Genomic DNA, 22,224 nt, shown 5'->3' on the forward strand with positions numbered 1-22,224 from the left:
CATTAGTACCAGATAAATCCGTTTCCCAGAACGGATTTATCTGGTACTTCTTCAGTCAAGATCCTAAATAGGATATTTTGTATTCTCATTCATATAGCTCGACTTTCAGTACATGGTTATGGCGGTTCGGAGTTGAGAATTTTATTGCTAAGTTTAAAGTATTCTTTTCAGTAAAGACAAAATGAAATAGAAAATGTGAGTTTAATTAGTGAAATGAGAACGATAGTAGAGTGTAGCGAACTAACAACCTTAAAGATAATATAAGTAGGATAGTACCCAGGGACAACGTTTTTCACGAAATAAAAAAAAGAGCCAATCTAAACTTTGCGAGTAGCGACTCTTCCAAGGCGAATCGTAAGCGATAACGCCCGAATATAAAATTATCATTATTGATAATAAGAAATACCATAGCTTTAAGCTGAAGTTAGTTTTCGATAACCGGTAAAATCAAAATAAAATACATAGTCAAGTTTAGGTTTAAGCATATGAAAACAGATTATATAAATAAAACTTTAGAGTTAAAGACTAGATTTTCAAATCAAAACTTTGCGGATTATGATTTCACGAAAACGAATTTCAATAGCTCTATATTCGAAAACACTAATTTTGAAAACTGTCTATTTGAATCCTCAGTTTTAAATGGTTCTAGAATTTTTTATGAATCAAATTTTGAAAATTGTATTTTTCGAAACATTAATTTATCAGACACAAGTATTGGGAGTCATAAAGGAGTTTATAAAAATTGCATTTTTGAAAACTGTGAATATAAAAGGAGAAGCTTTAATTTTACACAGTTTATAGATTGCAAATTCATAAAAGCAAAATTTACAACCGTCAATTTCAATGGTAGTCAATTTCGTAATTGCATTTTTGAGGGCAAATTCAGGGATGTTACATTTAATGGAATCTACGATTCTAACTCAGATTCCAAGGCATGTTTGTATAATTGCGATTTTTACTATGCTAAATTAGGAACTTTTGTAAGTTTTGAAAATTGTGATTTATCAACTTGCACACCACCAAAAGACACCGCATTTAATGAAATTTTATATCAGGTTGATGCGTCGAACCCTAAATTATTAAGTACGGGAACTCCTGATCGCATTGTAATTACAGATTTATAATTATTTAAATTACTCAAAATATTTAGCAATTTTTTGAGATATTGTGATGCACGTCAAATTTCTAAAAAAACCATCTGCGAAGCTTCAGTCCTTTTTGAAGATTCAGCACTATATTTTGAAGAAATTGAGTGTAGAATGGATAATTAAATTACACAATAAAACCACTTTTAATAAGTGGTTTTATTGGATACGAAATCGATGATGACACCGAAAATCTCTGCTTTTGGAACGCACTGTTCTTTGGGAGGCGCTCAAAATCATTTTCAATGACAATCGAAGTTATCGGCCATAAATGCCCCCTCTTTAGGCCGCACCGCGAATCACACGTAATAGCACCACAATAATTGCGATTACTAACAGCGCGTGGATTATATTTCCTGTTGCATACCCCCCGAAAAAACTAATTGCCCAGATGATAACTAAAATAACGGCAATGATGTATAATAAATTTCCCATAATATTAATATGTTTTTTAATGAGAACAATATCTGTTGGGATAATGTTTTATAATAAATAAATCAATCAAACTTTCCATACTTGACTGCTGTTCACATGTCAAGGAGAATTGGTCAAACGTACATCCATACAATACAAAGCTTGCAAATGGCTAGATATTCTTTAAGCTTCCTGCTTTAAATCAAACCTATGATAATTTTTATAATGGACCAAGGATCGTACAGGTCTAATCAGTTCAGATAGCAATTCAAGATATATTTTCGCGATCATTTTCCAGGTAATCTGTTCCCCATAACTACGTGCCTTGAAACGATGCCATGCAAGCAAACGTTTAGATCTATATAATAATTTGATATGATCACTCATGCTTTGGACATCATCAAAAGGTGTAAGGATGCCCCGGTCATCTGTCAATAGGTCTACAGCGTGCCAATAAGGAGTAGAAATTACCGCGGCACCAGCTCCTACCGCAAAAGATAATGTGCCACTACTAATCTGTTGCTCATGTTGATAGGGGGATAAATAAATATCACAGGCTGTTAAGTATTCTTTTAGCTGTTCATCGCTGATGAATTCATCAATAAAAATAATCTTATCCTGCAATTGCAACTGAGCTACTAAATTTTGTAATTCAAAACGATAGGATTCACCTTCATGTGCCAAAACATTCGGATGAGTCCTGCCCACAATTAAATATTTGAAATTCGGTAGATTGAGTCCAGCTAATGAGCGGATCGCATATTCTAGCCCTTTGCTTCGTCCAATTAGACCAAAAGTCATCATCACAAAATCATCTTGTAAGCCCAATCTGTATTTAGCTAATCCTTGGTTGTAATCAAAATTTGGTACACCGTGGGCTATTACGTGGATTTTATGGCCGTCGACCGTTGGAAAGAGATCTTTTAATAGTTCACTGCCTTTCGGCGATAGCGAAACTACCGCTTGAGATTTGGTAAGTAGCAATTCCATGATTTCCTTTTGACGTAAGGACGGCGATTTCAATATAGTATGAAATATCGTTACCAAAGGAATATTTAAATGATTGGCCAGCTGATTGATAAATATTCCATCAGCTCCGCCGAATATCCCATATTCGTGTTGGATAATACAATAGTCGTATTCCTCATTGATGATACGTACAGCCTGGATATAGCTGTCAAGTCGCTCTTTGTCGATAACAAAGCGAACTGTAGGGTCAAACTCTTCGGAGCCGGATTTGGAGACAGCAATCACCTCAACGGAGACTGTCTGATCCAATGCCATTCCTTTTCTAAGGTCTTTCGTGAAAGTAGCCAACCCGCATTCCTGGGGTGGATAGGTACTTATAATAACGATTCTTTTCATACACTTAGTCCTCTTTCGTGTTGTCGTTCTCGTTATTTACTGGAATATCCAAAATAGCCATTAGTAGTAAATAATATCCTTTTTCTAGGCCGATTTTTTTTGCTTTTTGATCTATATTTTCCATATGACATTTTATAATTAAGGTGGTATGTTTTTTCGTTTTATGCATCAAAAGCTATACCCAAAGGAGAGGATTTATTGCAGATCCGTAGTTTACAAAGGCGTATTCCGTAAAGTGATACAGCTCCTACCGGACAAACACTGCTTGACCAAGTATTTTTCCCGCGCAAAAGAAAATTTACGCCAACCCATCAAATTGATTATCCCAACACATAGGAAAATGTATTAAGTATTTTACTTACTTACTAATACTTTGGATTATAATGATAAAATTCGACAGCAAATTGAAACAGAAAGGCTACTGAAATCTTTGTTTTTAATGTACTTTTCAACAACTACTTTAAAACTTTAAATTATACCTCATAATATTTGAGAAAATATCGAACAACCAATAAAGATTTAAAACAGGCAATTCAATCTTTAATTGCTAGCGCATCACATTTTGCGAAGCTAGATGAGGCAATAAAGACTAGCCTGCGATAAAGACATCGGAAAAATCATTGATTATCAATTAAGATCAAAAACAAACCAAAGATGAAAAGAAGAACATTCTTACATACATTAAATTGGAGCATTGCATCCGCAACATTATATCATGGTGCAGGAAATGCCATGTCATTAACAGCTATCTTGGACAGTAATATTCGGGAAAAGGAACTCTCGTACCACCGGATACAGGAAATAAAATATTCAACTGTTCAGATGAAATATCCCCGCCTCGTGGGGAAAAATGCCAGACTAGACCTCCATGGCTATGGCCCCAATGTGGAAATCTGTGGTATCAAAACAGACAAAGGTGCTATGGGCTGGGCTTCTCTACGGGGATCCCGAAAAGATGCTGAGCAGATTGAAAAAGAACTCCTCGGTAAAAAAGTATCTGAACTTTTTGCTCCCAATATTGGAATTTTGAATGATAGGCACATCGCTTTTGATATTGCACTTCATGACCTTGCAGGAGTAATCTTGGAGAAACCAGTTTATGAACTACTTGGCCGCGATAAGCCGTATACCACAGACTATTATAGTGGAATGATCTATTTCGATGATCTGGAGCCATCTGAAAAGCCTGCTGGTATAGACCGGATTCTAGAGGAGTGCCGATATGATTATGGAGTTGGCTATAGACAGTTTAAGCTAAAGATCGGGCGGGGACATAAATGGATGCCTTTCAAAGAAGGGCTCCAGCGAGATATTGATGTAACCAATGCAGTGGCCCAAGCCTTCCCCGACTGTGGTATTTTAGTGGATGGGAACAATGGTTTTACAGTGGATCAATTCACCCAATATCTAAAAGGTATTCCATCGGTCAACTTATTCTGGATAGAAGAACCCTTCCATGAAACCGTTGCAGACTATCAAAAACTGAGAAATTACATAAAAGCAGCAGGGATAAGAACTTTATTGGCAGATGGTGAAGCAGATCCCAATCCAGCGCTGCTTAAGGAACTCTTTGAGAAGAAACTATTGGACGTACACCTTACAGATATCGAGGGCCTAGGCTTCACAAACTGGCGAAGATTAATGCCAGAATTGGAGAAAGTAGGTGCCCAAGCTTCCCCTCATGCTTGGGGCTCCTTGCTTAAGTCCTACTACACGGCACATCTGGCTGGAGGGCTTGCCAATACGGTCACTATAGAGGGGGTAACGAGCACGTCGGACGACGTTGATCTTTCCGGGTACAAGATCCAGGATGGCAAACTGATCCCGCCATCCACCGCAGGTTTTGGAATGCCTCTTCTAAAAAAAATATGATAAATGATCACAGTTAGCTTATCCGCCCCATATTATTTATGAGGCGGATTTTTAATCCCCAGTATCCCCAGTCGAAAGGGAGAGTAGGGGAAGACTACAATGAAAAGAGTCGGTCGTTGTATCACTAAAGTCTAATGTAGTTAGTACGCGATTATTTTTTTAATGATTAATTTTCATAGAGATGCGGAAATAATTTGTAATTTTAGTATATTAAAATTCAAAGTTATGAAAGCGTTTCTGAATTTTACAGCGATCTTTTTCAGTATTATCACTACAGCAATCTATGGACAGGATCTAAAGGTAACTAACGAGATCACGTCATTCCTTAAGGATAGTCTCAATTTATCTAACTTGAATTACCCAAAATCAGTCATCCGGCTCTACGCCACAAACAATTATGAATATCTCTGGCTAAATGACAAACAAAAGATAGACCAAGCTTCCATTGCTTTATCCTTGCTCACAAATCCTAATCGCTTTGGGTTATTACCATCAGATTATCACCTAGAGAGCCTCTCGCTTGAGAGACTGAAACAGTTTAGAAGTTCCTCTCCTGAAAAACAGCAAAAAGAGAAAGCATTGTTTGATATATTGATGACAGATGGCCTCCTTTCTTTTATTAATAATCTTCATTTTGGTAAATATAATCCACTATATCATCCGTCTTATATTGATAGTGTTAGAATTAATGGGTTTTGTGCCGACGAGATATTATCTGATGCAGGGCGGCAGGTAGGTTTTCTAAATCTGGTACAAGAGGCTCAGCCAAAGCTTAAAGCTTATCAGGACTTTCAAAATTATTTGGATCAATCATATGCAACCAATAATGCAATGAGCCCACCGGTTGAAATGGAAAAAATTCTAATTAATATGGAACGGCTAAGGTGGATCAATACGCAAAGCTTAGATTATATATTGATAAACATCCCATCCTACACTTTAGAATTCCATTATAACGGTAATGTGTCGGAATTTAAAGTCGTTGTTGGGAAACCCAAAACGGCAACACCGATTTTGGAAAGCGAAATAAATTATTTTTCAACAGCTCCTGATTGGAGGGTTCCACACAGTATATTTCTGAATGAAATTTTGCCCGAAATTCTGAAAGACAGAGCTTATCTCCGAAATAACCATTACTCGATCTATGATGAAGCAGGGGACAAAATCATTGTGAATTCATCCGCTTTAAAAGAAATCAATAAAAATCCAAAAAAATATCGTATTCGACAATCCTCTGGTAATCACAATGCATTGGGGGCAATCGTCTTTAGATTTCAGAATTCACATGGCGTCTATCTCCATGATACTCCGCAAAAGCAGTTTTTCAATAGGGATAATAGGGCGCTTAGTCATGGCTGCATAAGGGTTCAAAATCCTAAACTATTGGCAGCTAAATTGTTGGCATTCGATAGTTCAAAGGATAAAATTCCAGTGTTGGAAGACGCAGTGAAAACGTATCGTAAAATGGATTTTGTTTTGAAGGAGTCTGTGCCCATCATCATCACTTATCTGACTATGTCGATAAGAGACGGGAAACCAACTATATACAACGATATATATCAACTCGACAAATCTCCAGAAGATAAATTGAATGAAAATAAACCAAATACGATTGCACCTTGATAGATAAAATAATCTTTCAATCCTAAGCCCTAAATGAGACAGAAAAAAATCACGCGGATAGTCTCCCTGATTTATTTGGTCTTTTGTTCGCTGATTAGTCACGGATAAATGTAGTGTCATAGCGGATAGTAAATGCAGCTTAACGAATTATAAATCATCCCTAGATATCGAGAAAACAGACAGTATATTTATATAAAATTATATGGCCATTTATCATGTAGTAGTAGCTCATGATATGAACTGGAAAAAGCACTGCCATTGGACGAGGTAGCTAAATTGTGTGGATTTCTTTTACTCTTCAATAGCAAGATTTGAATAATGATATTGAAACCAATACAAAGACAAATGAAAAAAAATACAAAAGATATAACGGGGAATGGAAATTCTATAATGAACAAGGCACTTTGATAAAAATAGAAATCTATTCGGATGGATAGGAAGCTGGGGATTGGAAATTTTACGGCGAAAAAGGAAATTTAATTAAAACAGAAAAACACTAGGGGACTCGATCTCAAGACAAAAATAAGGCATTTACTAAATAGCATAAAATGAAAAAAAAAGTAATAGTATTTACATCAATGTTTTTATTGTGGACTGTTGCTTTTGGACAAGGAGTACCAAAAAATAAACCGCTGATAAAATCAGAAGAAATAACCTACCACGGAATAGATGGAAGGTATATTAACAGAGTGGATAAGAAAGGTCTCGATGAATATAGAGAATACAATGCAGATGGTTCCGTTTCAAAAATATATATAATAGAATTTGACAAAAATAAGGGTAAAAATAGATACAATTTAAATGAAAGATATGTTTATGAAAAAGGAAAACTCAACAAAATAGAAGAAATTGGTACAACTACAGCTGAAAAATGCCGAGAGTTTTTGTTTTCCTACAATGAAAAAAAACAATTGATAAAAAAGATTGAAAACCAATTTGATGACAATAAGTTAGTGATGAATCAGTTGAGTGCATACACTGATTATTGTTATAATGTAAATGAAGAAATAGAAAAACGATATGAATATGATGAAACAAAACAAGAATTTCTGTTAACTTCTATCATCACTAAAATATATGACCTTCATAAAAATATAATTCAGGAAAAAACAGAGAATTTTGATGGCAATATATCAGGGGTAGTTAATATAAAGTATGATAATTTAAATAAGCCCATAGCGCTGGAGTCTTCGTATTTTAAAGAAACAAAAACTTATAAATACAATTCACACGGTGATTTAGAAGAAGAAAAAACCAAGTCTGAAAAACGTTCTACAATTGAATTATCAAATTATTCTTATATATATGATAATTATGGAAATTGGATTGAACAAAAACAAACTATTAAAAGAAACCCTAAAGATGAATTTGAAGGTGGGCTTCTAATAAAAAGAAAAATTGAATATTATGAATAAAACGACCACTAAAAAGGGGGATTGGGTTGTTTTTAATGGTTTCGATGATTACTTTGTTTTTACAATAATTGATCAACATTGAGGTGGAAGAATACAAAATTCTATCGATTTGGGACAAGGTTTTTATTATTAAATCAGCAAATTGATGAAGGTAAAGTTTCAAAATGTCAAACGTTGTATATAATGAGAAGAGGTTATTGAATTGTGACTTATACATTCGCCGAAATAATTGTGCGATTATCATCAAAGCATCTATCATATTGGGATCCAAAGGCTAAATACCACTTTTTCATCAAAGCATTTGACATGGATCTCACCTTTGTGTGCGGTGATTATCTGTTTGGAGATATAAAGGCCCAATCCCAACCCGCCTTCATTCTGATTTTTTCTTCCAACAAAAGGTTTAAATAGGTTATTTAATATAGAATCGGGTATCTTATCCCCATCATTTTCTATATGGAAGATAAATTTCCCACCTTCAATGGAAGAGTTTATAACGATTGCATTTTCTGAAGATCCATGGCGAAATGAATTTCCTATAAGATTCGAAAACACCTGTGCCATACGTTCATGATCACATTTGACCGAAAGTTTTGCTCCAAGATGTGTGAGTACCTTTCTTTCGAGTGAACTCGTTTGGATCTCACGTAGAGCCTGAAGGATCACCTGATCTAATTCGACTACATTTTTGTTCAGATGAATACCGGTGCCTAGCTTACTGCGTGCAAAGTCTAGGATGTTATCGATTAAACCTTTCATTCTGTACGAAGAATCGTATATAAGCTTGGCCGTCTGTTTATGTTTCGCATTTTCGAGTTTGTCGGCGAGATACTGCGACAAGGTAATGACAGCACTCAATGGATTTTTCAGGTCGTGCCCCAAAACGGATAATAGGGTATCCCTGCGTTCAGAGTATTGCAATTCCTCACCCAGCAGTGCTTCAGTATTTTTGATTTTTGCAATTGAACCCAAATGGAAACTTATCAGTTCAGATAGAAGTTCAAATAGTGGTGCTATCCGCTCAGTATCGATAGTTACTGCTTTATGATCAATCGTACAGAGCGTTCCAAAGAACAATCCGTCCTTGTCGACTATCGGGAATGCGATATAACTTTTAAAACCTTTTGCATGCAATTTTCTTTTCCAATCTTCATTTTCACAATAGTCAATATCCGGAATAATGATAGGCGCGTGTTTACCATGTGCTTCATCTCCTAACGTATAATGTAATTCCAGCTGCTGGCCCACAGAGACCCCGACCCCCAGCGAATCACGTACAGCACAGGCTATCCATTGATGGCCATTGTGAGAGGTCACCAACCCTAGATCCATGCCTGTATACAAACATATTGTGTTCAATATATTCTTTACTGCAGGGATATCTTCGATCCGCATAAGCAGATGGGAAATTGAATCATTATTTTCTTTCATAACTATTGTGTTCAGTAAAAAAGAAATCAACCTTCAAGACTAAAGATATATGAATTTTTAACGGCTAACTAGCTAAATACAAATTGTATGGAGAATAAAATGTTGGAATTCCTGTTCGAATCTTGTGTTAGCGGATCTTTTGTTTAAATATAAGCAATATTTAATCAGTTTTTCTATTCTTATCACATGCGAAAAAGTGAGAATCCTAATTGCGGACAATTTAAATTTCAATTTAAAGAGACCTCTAGTTTCAATATATAAGAGACGTGTTTATACGTCTTCGTCGGAATATACACGTGAAGTACCGGCGATAGCCCTGTTAGTAGAACTAAAGCTATTCGATGGATGTTCAATTTCAAAAAGCTCTAGAGCAGTAAACTTACTAAACATGGCAACAATAACTAAAAGTAGCACAAGTGAAAAGTCTGAAAATGGAACGATGACCAAGCAATCCACGGACAACACAAAAAAACGCGTAGCATCGGATGCTGCAAAAGATTTGGCAGAGCTTTTTGAAGATGGCCTCAAAGACATTTATTGGGCAGAAAAGGCATTGACAAAAGCATTGCCCAAAATGGAAAAAAACGCTACCGCCAATAAGCTAAAAAAGGCAATTTCCAAACACCTTTTGGAGACTGAAAATCATGTGAAACGCTTGGAACAGTGTTTTGAGAGTTTGGAGTTAAAGCCCAAAGCAGAGCGATGCGCAGCGATGGCCGGACTGATCGAAGAGGGCGAACACATTATCGAGGAAACCGAAGAAGGCACAGTTAGAGATGCAGGTATTATCGCTGCTGCCCAAAAAGTTGAGCACTACGAAATTGCCACTTATGGCACACTCGCCGCATTTGCTAAGGTATTGAAATACAATGAGGCATTGGACTTGCTGCTTGAAACTCTTGCAGAAGAAAAAAAATGTGATACAGATTTAACTGCTTTGGCGGATACTAACCTCAATATGCAAGCTAAATAAAAGAGATTAAAAGAGACGGAGAGGCAAGCAAAGTTCTGTGCAGCTCCGACTGAAAGACAAAAAATGGATGGATCTTACGTCTGTAAGATCCATTTTTTATAAATGATGATCTCTGAAATGTTATCTCTGATCGATAGTAATAGAAAAAAATCAAGATGAAAAAGAAAATTGTGGTGTGTGATGATGATAAAGAAATACTGAATGTATTTTCTATGGTGCTAGAGGATCAAGATACGATCGTCGTAACTGTAGCAAACAGTTTAGTCCTGATGGAAGTGTTGGATAGTATACATGCTGATATACTTTTTTTGGACATACATATGGCTGCACGGAATGGGGACCTAATACTGCGAGATCTCAGGAGTTCATCTAAACATAATAAGCTTCCTGTAATCATGATTTCAGGTCATATCGATGGACGAAGTATTTCAATAGCATGCGGAGCGGACGGTTTTTTAGCGAAACCTTTTGATCTTACTGATGTGGAAAACTATATACGAAGATTTGTTTATGAAAATGAATCGTAAAGGCGCGTGGTTTTAAGCTAAACAAAATTTTGGGACAATTACAAATACAGTCAAAATCGTTAATTCCGAAAGTGGTATATAATAGATTTAAATAAGAAAATTGAAGTGTCAAATGAAAAATTTAGACAAAGCTATTTAAATAGGAAATATTTGGCTTGGCATTATGCATAGCGAAATGCCAATGTTGATCCCAATCTAAATAATTAATTTATACGTAACTTAACCTGTGGTTATTTGGTTAAGTTACGTTTTAAATTTCTAAGCCAGTTGTAGCAGCTTAGGTTAACCTGTACTGCATTGTAGGAAAGGTGCTGAATCTTGCTGGGATAGTAATCATTGGAATAATCCATCTCAATCAAAAAATCGTTAGTAATGGCGTACCCACATCCAATTGTTATCCTGTTACTTCCAAATCGGGGATGTTCCAAAATATCGGTGCCTGTCTGCGTAAAAACCTCCTCGGAAGCGGTTAAATAAATTGTTCCCTTAGCGATCTCCTGGGCATTCAATGGTTTTATCAATTTCAACTGGCTCCTTACCCGGAAGTTTTCATCAAAACCTCTTTGTCTTCTTTTATCAAGGTGATCCTCTATTCGCAACCGGGCCGATAATGTAATTGGAGTCTTCTTAAAATAATAAATTCCCTGTATTGCAGATCTGATCTCTGGAAGCCCCTCTTGCCCCACAGTCCTAATTTCAGGATTGTGATTATATCCCGTAAATAAGGATACTTTAAACATTGCAAAGGAGTAATGAAGCCACACTCTTGCATAGAGCTGCGCATTGGTGTGAAAAGGATCCTCGCCAATTGGTACACTAGTCCATACCTGCCCAATATTAATTTCATTACTCCATTTTCCTTTTATAGGTGTCACAAATTGAAAATCATTCCAAAACTGGTTATAACTACTCGTCTGACTGTATATTGCTGTTGGCATTACAATTACATTGAGCAACAGAAAGCGGGATAGTAACCTGATCATTTAGTCCATTTCATAGGTAAATATGGATGGATTTAACTATTCAGCTTTCTATCTGAGATATAGGGTACAATTGGATAAACATAATTATCCATGTTCACGCCCAGTTGTTCAGGAGACGACCCTACGAATACGGTTTTCTTGCCCTTGATCCTGATAACGCCTTTGGAGTCAATTTCGATCATTGCCCATATCGGATCTTTGTATGGAACAGTGTATTTGATATTTGGGTGTGTTTTATCGACCTCTGCCGAATAACGCATTTCTTTAAAATCGTCACCAAGCCATTGGTATGAGGCACTATTAATCTGCACATAATGTATTCCATTGATATGGTTATAATAGTCTTGATGATGGTGCCCGCTGATGACCAAAATAACTTTCCTCTTGCCGGACTTTTCGTTTGCCTTCTCCAGTGCATAACGTAACAATGTTCCGTTTTCCAATCCGCCGGCATCATTGTCCAGTCCTTGATGGCAAAACACTATCGTAGGAAAGGAAGTTTCCGCCAGATCTTTTCTTAACCAGTCCAGTTGTACAGGAGAAATATAGCGTGCATATCCCTTGGGACGATCCGGGCTTTCATTATGTTCATTACCATCGAGCACAACAATATGGAATCCATTTGAGTCAAATGAATAATATTTTGCCTTAGCATTCCAAAATTCGACGACCTGATCGCGCGTAAATCCTCCATCGGTATCGTGATTACCGATGACATGATATTTAGGACCGCTAAATTGATTCCAGACATCCATCAATGCGCGGTTGTTTTTCTTGGGCATACAAAAATCGCCACCCTGGATAATAAAATCAGGTTTCAATTCATTCATCTCTTTAATAAAAGCAGACAAACGCTCAATGCCATCATGCATAATATCGTGATGCAGATCAGTAATCATTCCGATCCTGATTTTTGTTGCTGCTGAGCTCAATCCTTGATACTTTGAAAAAAGTAAAGTGCCACTTGCTAGCCCCGTAGTTTTTAAAAACTCTTTTCTGTCCATTTTCTATTTATTTATGTAAAATCTTGTCATTATTGCGGCATGATCCGAGGGAAACATGATAGGGTGGTAGTCAATAACCCGTGATTCCATAGGATTCAGTTTCTTTGCTTTGTAATAGATAAAATCTATTCGATCTCTTAGGCCGTAAAGATCTGTATTGGTTGCGGCCCTGATTCCCCAAGTTAGGCCAGGATCCAATAGGGGGTTGACATGTAGTTCACGATAACTGTCCGAAAAGCCGGCTTTAATCATTTCTTTGCTTTCAGGCCAGCCAACTGCGCGATTGTAATGTATGCCTTTGGTTGCCTCGGTCCAGTCCAGATGTGATCCCATATTAAAATCTCCCCCCATAATCAGCGGTAAATTATCTGAATTTTTTAGGTATGGGTCTATCTTTTTTAGAATTTCTTTTATTTCCGCATGCCTGGTTGCCCCTTCATCCTTTACCAATTGTTCTGGAGTTTTATTCAGCTGGCGGATACTTGCGTCCACGTCGGGCAGATAGTCTAACCAGGTGTTAAAATAAACAAGCTTTCCACTGGCGCCCAGGTCCAATTGTACCCCACCGAAATTACTGGGACGGAACGCCTTGACAGTTTCTGTCATTGGATAACGGCTCATAATGGAAAGATTGGAACTAATTAAATAAAAATAGTAACCTAAAGAATCCGCAATCACTTCTCCCGATCCGTATGTCTCCACCAGACCAACAATATCTGGATTTGTCGCTTTAATGGTTTCAATTACGCGCTCTAATCCTACTGCCTGACCATAGCGATGACCGCCATGCCAGATGTTCCAGGAGAATACATTCAAATGAGAGGGATCAGCTATTTCTCCTTTCACCTTTGCGTTTGGAAAAAACTCCTGATACATTTTTTCTACTTCCCCCGCTGAAATCACCGTGTTCCAAACTTTTACCTCATCTATAAATCCGTTAAATGCATTCCACTGTCCATTTGATCCGTACTCCCATTTCTCATCTGAACCACCGATGACAGTGGCATATTTGCTGTCAAGACCTTGAAGACCGGGCGTGTTATAGATCGCCATATTTTCCCCGTCCAGGTACAGCCACACTTCCTCTTTATTTTTATCTACAGTAAAGACGATTTGATGCCATTTACCGTCATTTATACGCTGTCTTTCCGCAGTGGGACGATAGTCGTAACGCTTTTTTCCATCATTCAACAGCAATGCCCAGGCACCATTTTCTCGGGTATAGAGCTGCCATCCCAAAGTCGACAGATCGTCTGCGATTTTATTCCCCATGAGGGGAGAGCCCATTTTGGCATTCGGCAGCGTCTTTGCCCAGATCTGTATAGAAAAAGATGTCTTTTCGTCAAACCTGGGAATGGTGTTCTCTGCCAACCGAACCGGTCTTCTCAAACTTGCCTCTGCGGAAAGATCTAGTGCCTGCCCACTTAAGCCTTTTGCATAGTGTGACTGTAGCAGATCAACATTATAATAGGCACTGTCACGCAGCGGAATGTCTTTCTTAAAATTGAGATCGTCAAAGTTCAGGTAATAGGTAGGCTGCTGCGCGCTGGCCTGACGAACAAAAAACATTAAAATTAGTATTGTGATCAGTCTCATAAAATACTTCTATTTTAATAAGCTATCAATGGTTTCTCCGATCTGGTTTTCAGATGTAAAATCAAAGCCCAGTAATTTTACCATTGTTTTGGCAAACTGATCGTGATAGATTTGTCCGGCGCTCTTTATTTCGCCCAAAGGCTTTACGTGCGGCCCCATAGCAATCAGCCAGGTTTCATCTGCATGGGGAATGCTTGCACCATGGCTTGTCCATTGATCTCCTACACCTCTTCCGTGATCCGGCATGACCATTAATACGGTGTTATCTTTATAGAAGGGATCTTCCTGCAGATAACTCCAGAGGCTACTGATCATGGCGTCTATATTTCTGGTAGCATCAAGATAGAAATCATATTGATCGCTATGCCCATATTCATCCGTATCTGCAAGGTCGAGATAAACTACTTTGGGATGCCTGGCTCTCATATACGATTTGGCCAGCGCATACGTAGTAGCATCCAAACGTTCGCCGCTTCCCCATATTTTGGGTTCGTAGTGCTGGATTTCGTTGCTCAGCTTTTCTCCTTCACTCAGGTTATGACCAGCAATATTTTCACCGGGAATATTAACGAGCAAACCATTCCGTTCTCTGTTTATGACCCGACCTACAGCATCCCAGGAAGCAAAACTGACAACTTTACCTTTATATCCCTTTTTCTGGTCGATGAATTCCAGAATATTTTTATTCCCATTATTAGGATGATTATTGGATTTTACTTTAGGATCGGCATAGCCTGTAAGATTCTCGCTTCTGCCGGGGTAAGATATCCAATAAGGATTCTTCACATTAACTTTATTATCCAGATCTCTGTTTCCATAAATCTGTCCCTGTTTAGCGATAATGCTTCATGTGAAAGGCATTAGCTTAGTTCTTCTTTGGATTAGGTCATCAGACCAATATTTAGCTATTCTTTCGAGGGAATCCTGCGAATTAAATTTCGCATTTAACAGCAGATCTTTCTCTGCGCCCTTAAATAACTCTTGCCAGCGTAGACCATCTACCGAAATGATAACCAGATTGTCAGCATGAGCTCGTCTTTGCGCAAAGGCGCCCTGTATGAGGCACAGCAATAATAATAAGCTATTTAACTTTTTCATGAGTTGAAAATTGAGGTTTTATGAGGATATTTATTCATTTTAAGTTAAGCCTTGCTTAGATGTCCGGCAGATTTCAATTAATCAAAATCCAGGGATTAAATACTAACATTTAGGTTTTGAGTTCATAAAAATAATTTGGTTCATTACTAAAGCCCCAGATTAAAGACCGGCATTAACACTATATATTCAAAGTGGACGGCAACATTGATAGTCTTAATTTTAAGGCTTTCATTAATTCTTGTAAATATATACAAATACTAAACAATGTTTAAATATGTTTAACTATTTTTATATAAAATTTTTATTACAACATCGACTAGATTCACTTTAGGAAACAGTCACGCTCACCCGTACGCCCAGTCGAGAAGAAGAGTAGGGAAGGCCGTAGCTAAAAGAACTGATTGTTGTGTTGATAAAGCCCCACTATATATCATATTGATCGTTATATCAGTAACTAATGCACTTTTGCTATATACGTATTTTTTTCAACAGCAAAAAACATTGATTTAGTAGTGCAGATTAGTCTATAATTTTGTCCTGAGTTTTAAAAATATAAAATAGCCACGTGTCAAAAATTCTATAAATTTGTCTTTTTAAATTTAGTTCTAGATATCATTTTACTCTAAATAATTATCCGCAGGACAGCACAAGGAATATTTGTAATTATGAAACTTAATTTAGCACAGCGCAATATGAAAAAGATATTTCAAATGATTAACGGGATCGCATTGGTAGTAACTATCATCATTAATTACCTCTCCAATACAGGGATATTTAATGGACAAACAATGGCAACGATATCCGCCAAATACCAAAATCTATTTACACCAGCAGGTTATGCATTTTCGATCTGGGCGCTTATTTATTTAGGCCTTCTTGGGTTTGTTGTTTATTATGGGCCATTTAGCAAGCAAACAATTGAAAAAGATAAGATAATTTCAAAGGTAGGTTGGTGGTTCCTCATTTCCTGTCTAGCAAATAGCCTATGGGTGATCTCCTGGCTTTATGACTACACATTTACCACTATTTTATTGATGATTTTGCTATTTGTAGCATTGTTAAAGATAATTCATAATACATTAAATGCCATAAACAACACTTCCATAGGAGTCCGTATCTTTCTACAAGTGCCTTTCCATATTTACGCTGGATGGATTTCTGTTGCGTTAATTGCCAATGTTGCTGCCTATTTAACCAAGATTCGTTGGGATGGTTTTGGATTATCGGATACGGTTTGGACGATTTCTATGTTTACAGTAGCGTTATTAATCCATTTGTTTATGATTTGGAGACGCAATATGCCAGCATTCGGCCTGGTAGCAGTTTGGGCATTAATGGCTATTGCAGTCGCAAATACAAAAAACAATAACCTTGTTTTCTTATCCGCTATTATCGCGGCTGTTATTATCTTTCTAAACGTGGTTACATGTTATATCCGATTTAGAAAGGAGAAGGTTGCTTACTCTTGATTTTTTTGCTGAAAATTACCGAAGTTTTCTAAAATTTTGCTTGTTCATATTGTGACTACAGTTACCAAACATTGCAATGGGAGTTACACTATGACCATCTTTTGTATTGACTGGAAATTACTTTACCAAAAAATCATATAATTTAGTACATTTAATTATCTTTTACTCATATTTCTTTCAGTATTTGTTACAGTTTCGATTACAGCATTTTTTTTGTTCAGCCTTTCATATATCTGTATAAAGTACCGAGGCCTTTTGAGTGTGTTTTTACACAAAAAAAGCTTTACTTGCTTTTTCGGATTTTTATAGAACCCGTGTGAAAAATTTGCGTGTATTTTTGAACTACTTTGATCTTTAGGTTGTTTGTCTAATCAAAAGATTGAAAATTATAATTATGAAAGACAAAAAAATATTGGTTTCGGGTGCTAGCATCGCCGGTACTACATTGGCTTACTGGCTGGATAGGTATGGCTTCGAGGTTACCGTGATAGAGCGTGCGGCAGGCTTGAGACTGGGCGGACAGAATATAGACGTGAAAGGACCAGCAAAAGAAATTGCACTTAAGATGGGTATTTTAGAAGAGATCCGCTCACATAATACCACCGAGATTGGGCTACGTTTCGTTAATTCTGACAATCATACAATAGCAGAATTTCCATCTGATAGTTCAATGAGTATGACTCAGGAACTTGAGATCCTACGTGGCGATCTGGTTAAGATACTGTACGATCTCACCGCGAAGTGTGTAGAATATCTTTTTGGTGATCACATCATTGATTTGAAAGAAAGTGAAAATGAGGTCAAGGTCGATTTTGCAAGTGGAAGGAAGGGTATCTTTGACATTGTAGTTATAGCTGAAGGTATCGGTTCTGCAACGCGTGATCTTGCCTTTGGCAGTCGTCCTCGTTTTAACTATTTAGGTTTATATACAGCTTATCTTACTATCCTTAGAAGTAATACGGACAGTCGGTGGGCACGCTGGTATAATGCGCCAAAGGGCATTGTATTTATGTTGAGGCCTGATAATTATGGAAAGACAAGGGCTTCGGTAACTTTTCTGGCAAAAGAGAACGCATATAAAGACCTAAGTGAAGCAGATCAGAAAAGAGCGCTAATTGATCGTATACAAGGTGCAGGCTGGGAATCTGAACGATTAGTTAATGAGATAAAAGAGAGTGAAGATCTTTATTTTGAGAGGGTCAGTCAAGTCAAGACTGATAAATGGACTAAGGGAAGGGTTGTCATTACAGGTGATGCTGCTTGGTGTGCTACACCAATCGCAGGAAAAGGTACAGACCTTGCCATGGCAGGAGCCTATATTCTTGCTGGAGAGCTTTATAGGGGAAGGGATTATGAAGAGGCTTTCCGCAACTACGAAAAAATAATGAAACCCTACGTTCAAGAGTGTCAAAAGCTGCCTCCAGGTATTCCTCGTATAGTATATCCGGAGTCGAGAGTCGGAGTTGCACTCCTAAATCAATTGATAGCCATTGTTGGAAGTAAACCTGTAAAATGGTTGATGCGCGTTTTTTCAGGAGATAAAAAAGACAATAAGAAGGATAGAAAGAAAGAAATTATACTACCAGATTACGAATAGGTAACACTTAGCCGGAACGAGTTCAGTGTATCCATCTACAATTGACTGAATAAACAGATATAACCGTCATTCATCGGGAAATCGTTTCTTCTAACAAACCAGGTCAGACAGGTTAAATACCTTTTTGGCGGAATTGGCATAATATGTTTAAAATGTCAAAATATACTTTTTAGTATATTTTATTTGTTTTTAAAATATACTTTTTGGTATATTTGTAGCGTAAATCATAGAATAGATGTTAACAAAATCAGAAAAAACAAAACAGTTTATCCTTGAGACCGCCAGTCCTCTTTACAACGAGAAGGGAATTTCCGGTGTAAGTATTGATGATGTTTTGGAAGCTACCAACTTAACTAAAGGTTGTCTTTACGGGCATTTCAATGGGAAAGAAGATCTATCTGAACAGGTTATAGATTATTCTTTGAAAAAAATGTCTGAAAGAGTGGCATCCGTTGTATCCAAAGGTAAAACGGCAAAAGAAAAGATCTTTTTATACCTCGATTTTTATAAGAATCCGCTTGACACCTACATTTCCGGAGGTTGTCCTATTTTTAATTCTGCTGTAGAAGCGGATGATAATTTTCCAACCATAAAAAAGAAAGTTGCAGCTGTTCTGAATGCTAGTCAGACGGGTATTTCGAATGTTTTAAAAGAAGGTATTACTAATGGAGAATTTTCAGAAAAACTAAATTCAGAGGTGTTTGCATTCAAAATGTTGTCTGCTGTCGAAGGTGGGATTGTTTTAAGTAGGACAATGGGAACGAGAAAGTTAATGCTCGAACTTATAAAGGATCTTAAAAAAGAATTAGAGCAGTATGTGCTGTAATTTTTTTTAGAACAAAATAGACTAAAAAGTATATTTTAAATGATAAATCAACGAATTGAAATATGAATAACAAGTTGCAAAACATTTCCGAAAGCTTTATCAGGGAACGATTATCATTAACCGTGCTTTCAATAAAGAAACGGCCACACAGATCTTGGAGGATGGAGATGCGGATCTGGTATCTTTTGGCGTTCCATTTATTGCTAACCCAGATTTGGTTGAACGTTTTAAAACAGATTCGGCACTCAATATACCAGATCAGGAAACTTTTTATACCCCCGGAGAAAAAGGATATACAGATTATCCATTTTTAAATAAATAAGAACACAGTTATATACATATAATAATATCAAACAAAATTTGTCAAAATGAAAACAACAGGAAATACTATATTCATTAGTGGCGGAAGCGCAGGAATAGGATTGGCAATTGCCAAAAAATTAAATGAAGCAGGAAATAAAATTATTATAAACGGACGTAATGAAGACCGTCTTCAAAGGGCGTTGACCGAGTTGAAAGATGCCGTTGCCATTCAGGGCGATCTCTCAGTAGAAACAGATAGGATACGAATTGCAGAAGATTTGAAGACAAATCATCATGATGTAAATATCATCATCAATAATGCGGGAGCAGCTTTTGGATATTTACTCAGTGAGACGACCAATGCACACGAAAAAGCAATGATCGAGATGAATACGAACTATTTTGCGATCATTCACTTTACAGAATTAATGATTCCACATTTGTTGGAAAAAGAAGAATCAGCGGTGGTCAATGTTTCGTCTATTGCTGTATATGGAAGTCATAAATTTCTTCCAACCTATGGTGCAACGAAAGCGGCACTACATAGCTATACGACAGCTCTGAGACAAACTTATGAAGAGCAGCAAAAACTTCAGGTCTATGAGGTTTATCCTCCATTGGTAAACACCGATTTTTCCGCTGAAATAGGTGGGGCGGCAGGAATTGCGCCCAGTGAAGTAGCGGAAGAACTGTTTATTGGACTGGAAAACAATTTGTTTGATATTCCTGTTGGTGATACAAAGGTTTACGCAAATGCAATTGGGGAAGCTATGGCAAAATTAGCTCAGGCATAAATATGAATCGAACCAATCATTAAGAAAAATAAATGATTGGTTCGACCCCATAAAGCCTATCAATTAGTTAATAGAAAAGAACATTATAAATCCACCCTATAAAAGACTTGTTATGAAAGCATTTATTGTCCAAAAATATGGTAAGAAAGAAATCCTTACCCTTGCCCAAGAGCCTAAACCTATAATAACGGAAAACGAGGTTTTAGTGGAGATTTATTCAACAGGTATTAATCAACTTGATACCAAAATTTTATCCGGGGAATTCAAATTGATTTTGCCTTATAAAACTCCATTTATTTTAGGTCATGATCTGGCGGGTGTTGTTTCAGAGATAGGTTCCAATGTCATAAAGTTTAAAATTGGGGATGAGGTTTATGCGCGTCCTTCCGACAATGCAATAGGTACTTTTGCTGAATTTCTAGCCGTGCCTGAAGGAGACCTAGCATTAAAGCCAAAAAGCCTTACAATGGAAGAGGCAGCAGGTGTTCCCTTGGTTGCGTTGACGGCTTGGCAAGCTTTAGTAGAAATTGGCAAATTAAAGAAAGGGCAAAAAGTTTTTATACAGGCTGGTTCGGGAGGTGTTGGAATTATAGCTATACAGCTTGCGAAATATCTAGGAGCTACAGTGGCTACTACCGCAGGGAAAGCAAGTTTTCATATGCTGGAAAAATTAGGCGCTGATGTTTTGATCGATTATAAAACACAGGATTTTGAAAGTGTATTAAAAGATTATGATTTAGTTTTAAACAGTCAAGATAACAAAACGTTGGTAAAATCTTTAAATATTGTAAAAAGGGGGGGAAAGGTGATTTCTATTTCTGGCCCACCAACACCAACCTTTGCTAAGGAAATTGGGGCATCTTGGATTATTAAATTAATATCATCACTTTTAAGTTCTGGAATTAGAAGAAAAGCCAAGAAAAAAGGAGTTGATTACCAGTTCTTATTTATGAGAGCTGATGGGAAACAGCTTGAAGAAATCACAAAGCTTATTGATAATGGAATAATCAAAATTGTTGTAGAAAAAGTTTATCCTTTTTCTCAAACCAATGAAGCTTTAAATCATGTTGCCAGGGGAAGGGCAAAAGGAAAAGTGGTGGTAAAAATAAAATAGTTTTAAACATAATTTCTATTTTTGAAGACCTTGAACGAATTAGAAACCAAAATTATTGGATTGGTAGAATTTATTACTAAACTATCTTACATCAATGGAATCAAACGTCATAGACATTTTTCAGCGGTTACGAAATGGAGAAACCATATCTTCCGATGACCCACAGGCCTATAAGATGCGTGAGGCTTCTTACATTACAAAAGTACATCTCGTACAGATGAACAGCTCCACTGATCCCATAGAAATTAGAAGGTTGTTAAGCCAAATAACGGACAGTGTCATTGATGAGAGCGTTACCATTTTTACCCCGCTTTATATTAACTACGGTAAAAACATCAAAATAGGTAAAAACGTATTTATAAATTTTGATTGTACCTTCTTAGATTTAGGAGGCATCACAATCGAAGATAATGTACTCATTGCCCCCAAAGTCAGTTTACTTTCAGAGGGTCATCCCATAGCAGCAGAGCATAGGCAGTCCCTTGTACCAGGGCATGTTCATATCAAAAAAAATGCTTGGATTGGGGCAAATGCAACCATTTTGCCAGGAGTAAGCATCGGTGCAAATGCCATAGTGGCTGCAGGAGCGGTAGTATCAAAAGATGTTCCCGATAATGCGATAGTAGGTGGAGTACCTGCAAAAATTATTAAATCAATTTAAGATAAATGAAATAG

General features: G+C 37.0%; 20 protein-coding genes and 1 pseudogene. 13 read left to right on the plus strand and 8 right to left on the minus strand.

Annotated elements, in window-relative coordinates:
• Positions 1-485: 485 nt before the first annotated feature.
• Positions 486-1,124, plus strand: coding sequence for a pentapeptide repeat-containing protein (locus tag LC454_RS25970; RefSeq protein ID WP_223585334.1), 639 nt, complete (start codon positions 486-488; stop codon positions 1,122-1,124).
• A 303-nt stretch (positions 1,125-1,427) separates the two neighbouring features.
• Here the strand turns inward: LC454_RS25970 and LC454_RS25975 are convergent, their stop codons facing one another.
• Positions 1,428-1,580 carry a lmo0937 family membrane protein gene (locus LC454_RS25975; RefSeq protein WP_223585335.1) on the minus strand — a complete coding sequence of 51 codons (153 nt, stop codon included), beginning with the start codon at positions 1,578-1,580 and terminating at the stop codon, positions 1,428-1,430.
• A gap of 162 nt (positions 1,581-1,742) precedes the next feature.
• Positions 1,743-2,924, minus strand: a complete 1,182-nt coding sequence (locus tag LC454_RS25980) for a glycosyltransferase (RefSeq protein WP_223585336.1) — start codon at positions 2,922-2,924, stop codon at positions 1,743-1,745.
• A 654-nt stretch (positions 2,925-3,578) separates the two neighbouring features.
• Here LC454_RS25980 and LC454_RS25985 point away from each other — a divergent pair.
• The 3 genes from LC454_RS25985 to LC454_RS25995 all read left to right on the plus strand — a co-directional run bounded on the left by LC454_RS25985 (position 3,579) and on the right by LC454_RS25995 (position 7,834).
• Positions 3,579-4,796 (plus strand): enolase C-terminal domain-like protein, encoded by a 1,218-nt coding sequence (locus LC454_RS25985; RefSeq protein WP_223585337.1) that lies wholly within the window; start codon positions 3,579-3,581, stop codon positions 4,794-4,796.
• Positions 4,797-5,021: 225 nt separating this feature from the next.
• Positions 5,022-6,419, plus strand: coding sequence for a L,D-transpeptidase family protein (locus tag LC454_RS25990; protein WP_223585338.1), 1,398 nt, complete (start codon positions 5,022-5,024; stop codon positions 6,417-6,419).
• 548 nt (positions 6,420-6,967) lie between these two features.
• Positions 6,968-7,834 (plus strand): hypothetical protein, encoded by an 867-nt coding sequence (locus LC454_RS25995; RefSeq protein ID WP_223585339.1) that lies wholly within the window; start codon positions 6,968-6,970, stop codon positions 7,832-7,834.
• Positions 7,835-8,089: 255 nt separating this feature from the next.
• Here LC454_RS25995 and LC454_RS26000 read toward each other — a convergent pair whose 3' ends face one another.
• Positions 8,090-9,265 carry a GAF domain-containing sensor histidine kinase gene (locus LC454_RS26000; RefSeq protein ID WP_223585340.1) on the minus strand — a complete coding sequence of 392 codons (1,176 nt, stop codon included), beginning with the start codon at positions 9,263-9,265 and terminating at the stop codon, positions 8,090-8,092.
• A gap of 388 nt (positions 9,266-9,653) precedes the next feature.
• Between LC454_RS26000 and LC454_RS26005 the strand changes: the two genes are divergently transcribed.
• Positions 9,654-10,238 carry a ferritin-like domain-containing protein gene (locus LC454_RS26005; protein WP_223585341.1) on the plus strand — a complete coding sequence of 195 codons (585 nt, stop codon included), beginning with the start codon at positions 9,654-9,656 and terminating at the stop codon, positions 10,236-10,238.
• 155 nt (positions 10,239-10,393) lie between these two features.
• Positions 10,394-10,765, plus strand: coding sequence for a response regulator (locus tag LC454_RS26010; protein WP_223585342.1), 372 nt, complete (start codon positions 10,394-10,396; stop codon positions 10,763-10,765).
• Between the two features lie 230 nt (positions 10,766-10,995).
• Here LC454_RS26010 and LC454_RS26015 read toward each other — a convergent pair whose 3' ends face one another.
• Genes LC454_RS26015 through LC454_RS26035 form a run of 5 tightly spaced genes read right to left on the minus strand, consistent with a single transcriptional unit; the run spans position 10,996 to position 15,446 of the window.
• The gene (locus LC454_RS26015) at positions 10,996-11,748 is read right to left on the minus strand and encodes a DUF2490 domain-containing protein (protein ID WP_223585343.1); all 753 of its coding nucleotides are present in this window, start codon (positions 11,746-11,748) and stop codon (positions 10,996-10,998) included.
• A gap of 32 nt (positions 11,749-11,780) precedes the next feature.
• On the minus strand, positions 11,781-12,752 hold the full coding sequence (locus tag LC454_RS26020; RefSeq protein WP_223585344.1) for a metallophosphoesterase family protein: 972 nt from the start codon (positions 12,750-12,752) through the stop codon (positions 11,781-11,783).
• Positions 12,753-12,755: 3 nt separating this feature from the next.
• Positions 12,756-14,348 carry a LamG-like jellyroll fold domain-containing protein gene (locus LC454_RS26025; protein ID WP_223585345.1) on the minus strand — a complete coding sequence of 531 codons (1,593 nt, stop codon included), beginning with the start codon at positions 14,346-14,348 and terminating at the stop codon, positions 12,756-12,758.
• Positions 14,349-14,357: 9 nt separating this feature from the next.
• Positions 14,358-15,134, minus strand: a complete 777-nt coding sequence (locus LC454_RS26030) for a sulfatase-like hydrolase/transferase (protein ID WP_223585346.1) — start codon at positions 15,132-15,134, stop codon at positions 14,358-14,360.
• A 60-nt stretch (positions 15,135-15,194) separates the two neighbouring features.
• Positions 15,195-15,446, minus strand: coding sequence for a hypothetical protein (locus tag LC454_RS26035; RefSeq protein ID WP_223585347.1), 252 nt, complete (start codon positions 15,444-15,446; stop codon positions 15,195-15,197).
• 665 nt (positions 15,447-16,111) lie between these two features.
• Here LC454_RS26035 and LC454_RS26040 point away from each other — a divergent pair.
• From LC454_RS26040 to LC454_RS26070, 7 genes and pseudogenes are all read left to right on the plus strand, one after another.
• Positions 16,112-16,915, plus strand: coding sequence for a hypothetical protein (locus LC454_RS26040; protein WP_223585348.1), 804 nt, complete (start codon positions 16,112-16,114; stop codon positions 16,913-16,915).
• 394 nt (positions 16,916-17,309) lie between these two features.
• Positions 17,310-18,512, plus strand: coding sequence for an FAD-dependent monooxygenase (locus LC454_RS26045; RefSeq protein ID WP_223585349.1), 1,203 nt, complete (start codon positions 17,310-17,312; stop codon positions 18,510-18,512).
• 235 nt (positions 18,513-18,747) lie between these two features.
• Positions 18,748-19,338, plus strand: a complete 591-nt coding sequence (locus tag LC454_RS26050) for a TetR/AcrR family transcriptional regulator (RefSeq protein ID WP_223585350.1) — start codon at positions 18,748-18,750, stop codon at positions 19,336-19,338.
• A 97-nt stretch (positions 19,339-19,435) separates the two neighbouring features.
• Positions 19,436-19,660 (plus strand): annotated as a pseudogene (locus tag LC454_RS26055) (alkene reductase); the annotation flags it as partial.
• A gap of 46 nt (positions 19,661-19,706) precedes the next feature.
• Entirely contained in the window at positions 19,707-20,435 is a 729-nt protein-coding gene (locus LC454_RS26060) for an SDR family NAD(P)-dependent oxidoreductase (RefSeq protein ID WP_223585351.1), read from the plus strand.
• A 112-nt stretch (positions 20,436-20,547) separates the two neighbouring features.
• Positions 20,548-21,549: an NADP-dependent oxidoreductase gene (locus tag LC454_RS26065; protein ID WP_223585352.1), complete on the plus strand. Its 1,002-nt coding sequence runs from the start codon at positions 20,548-20,550 to the stop codon at positions 21,547-21,549.
• A gap of 94 nt (positions 21,550-21,643) precedes the next feature.
• Positions 21,644-22,210 carry a sugar O-acetyltransferase gene (locus tag LC454_RS26070; RefSeq protein ID WP_223585353.1) on the plus strand — a complete coding sequence of 189 codons (567 nt, stop codon included), beginning with the start codon at positions 21,644-21,646 and terminating at the stop codon, positions 22,208-22,210.
• Positions 22,211-22,224: the final 14 nt, after the last annotated feature.

The organism is Sphingobacterium sp. GVS05A, assembly GCF_019969845.1.
Lineage (GTDB): Bacteria > Bacteroidota > Bacteroidia > Sphingobacteriales > Sphingobacteriaceae > Sphingobacterium.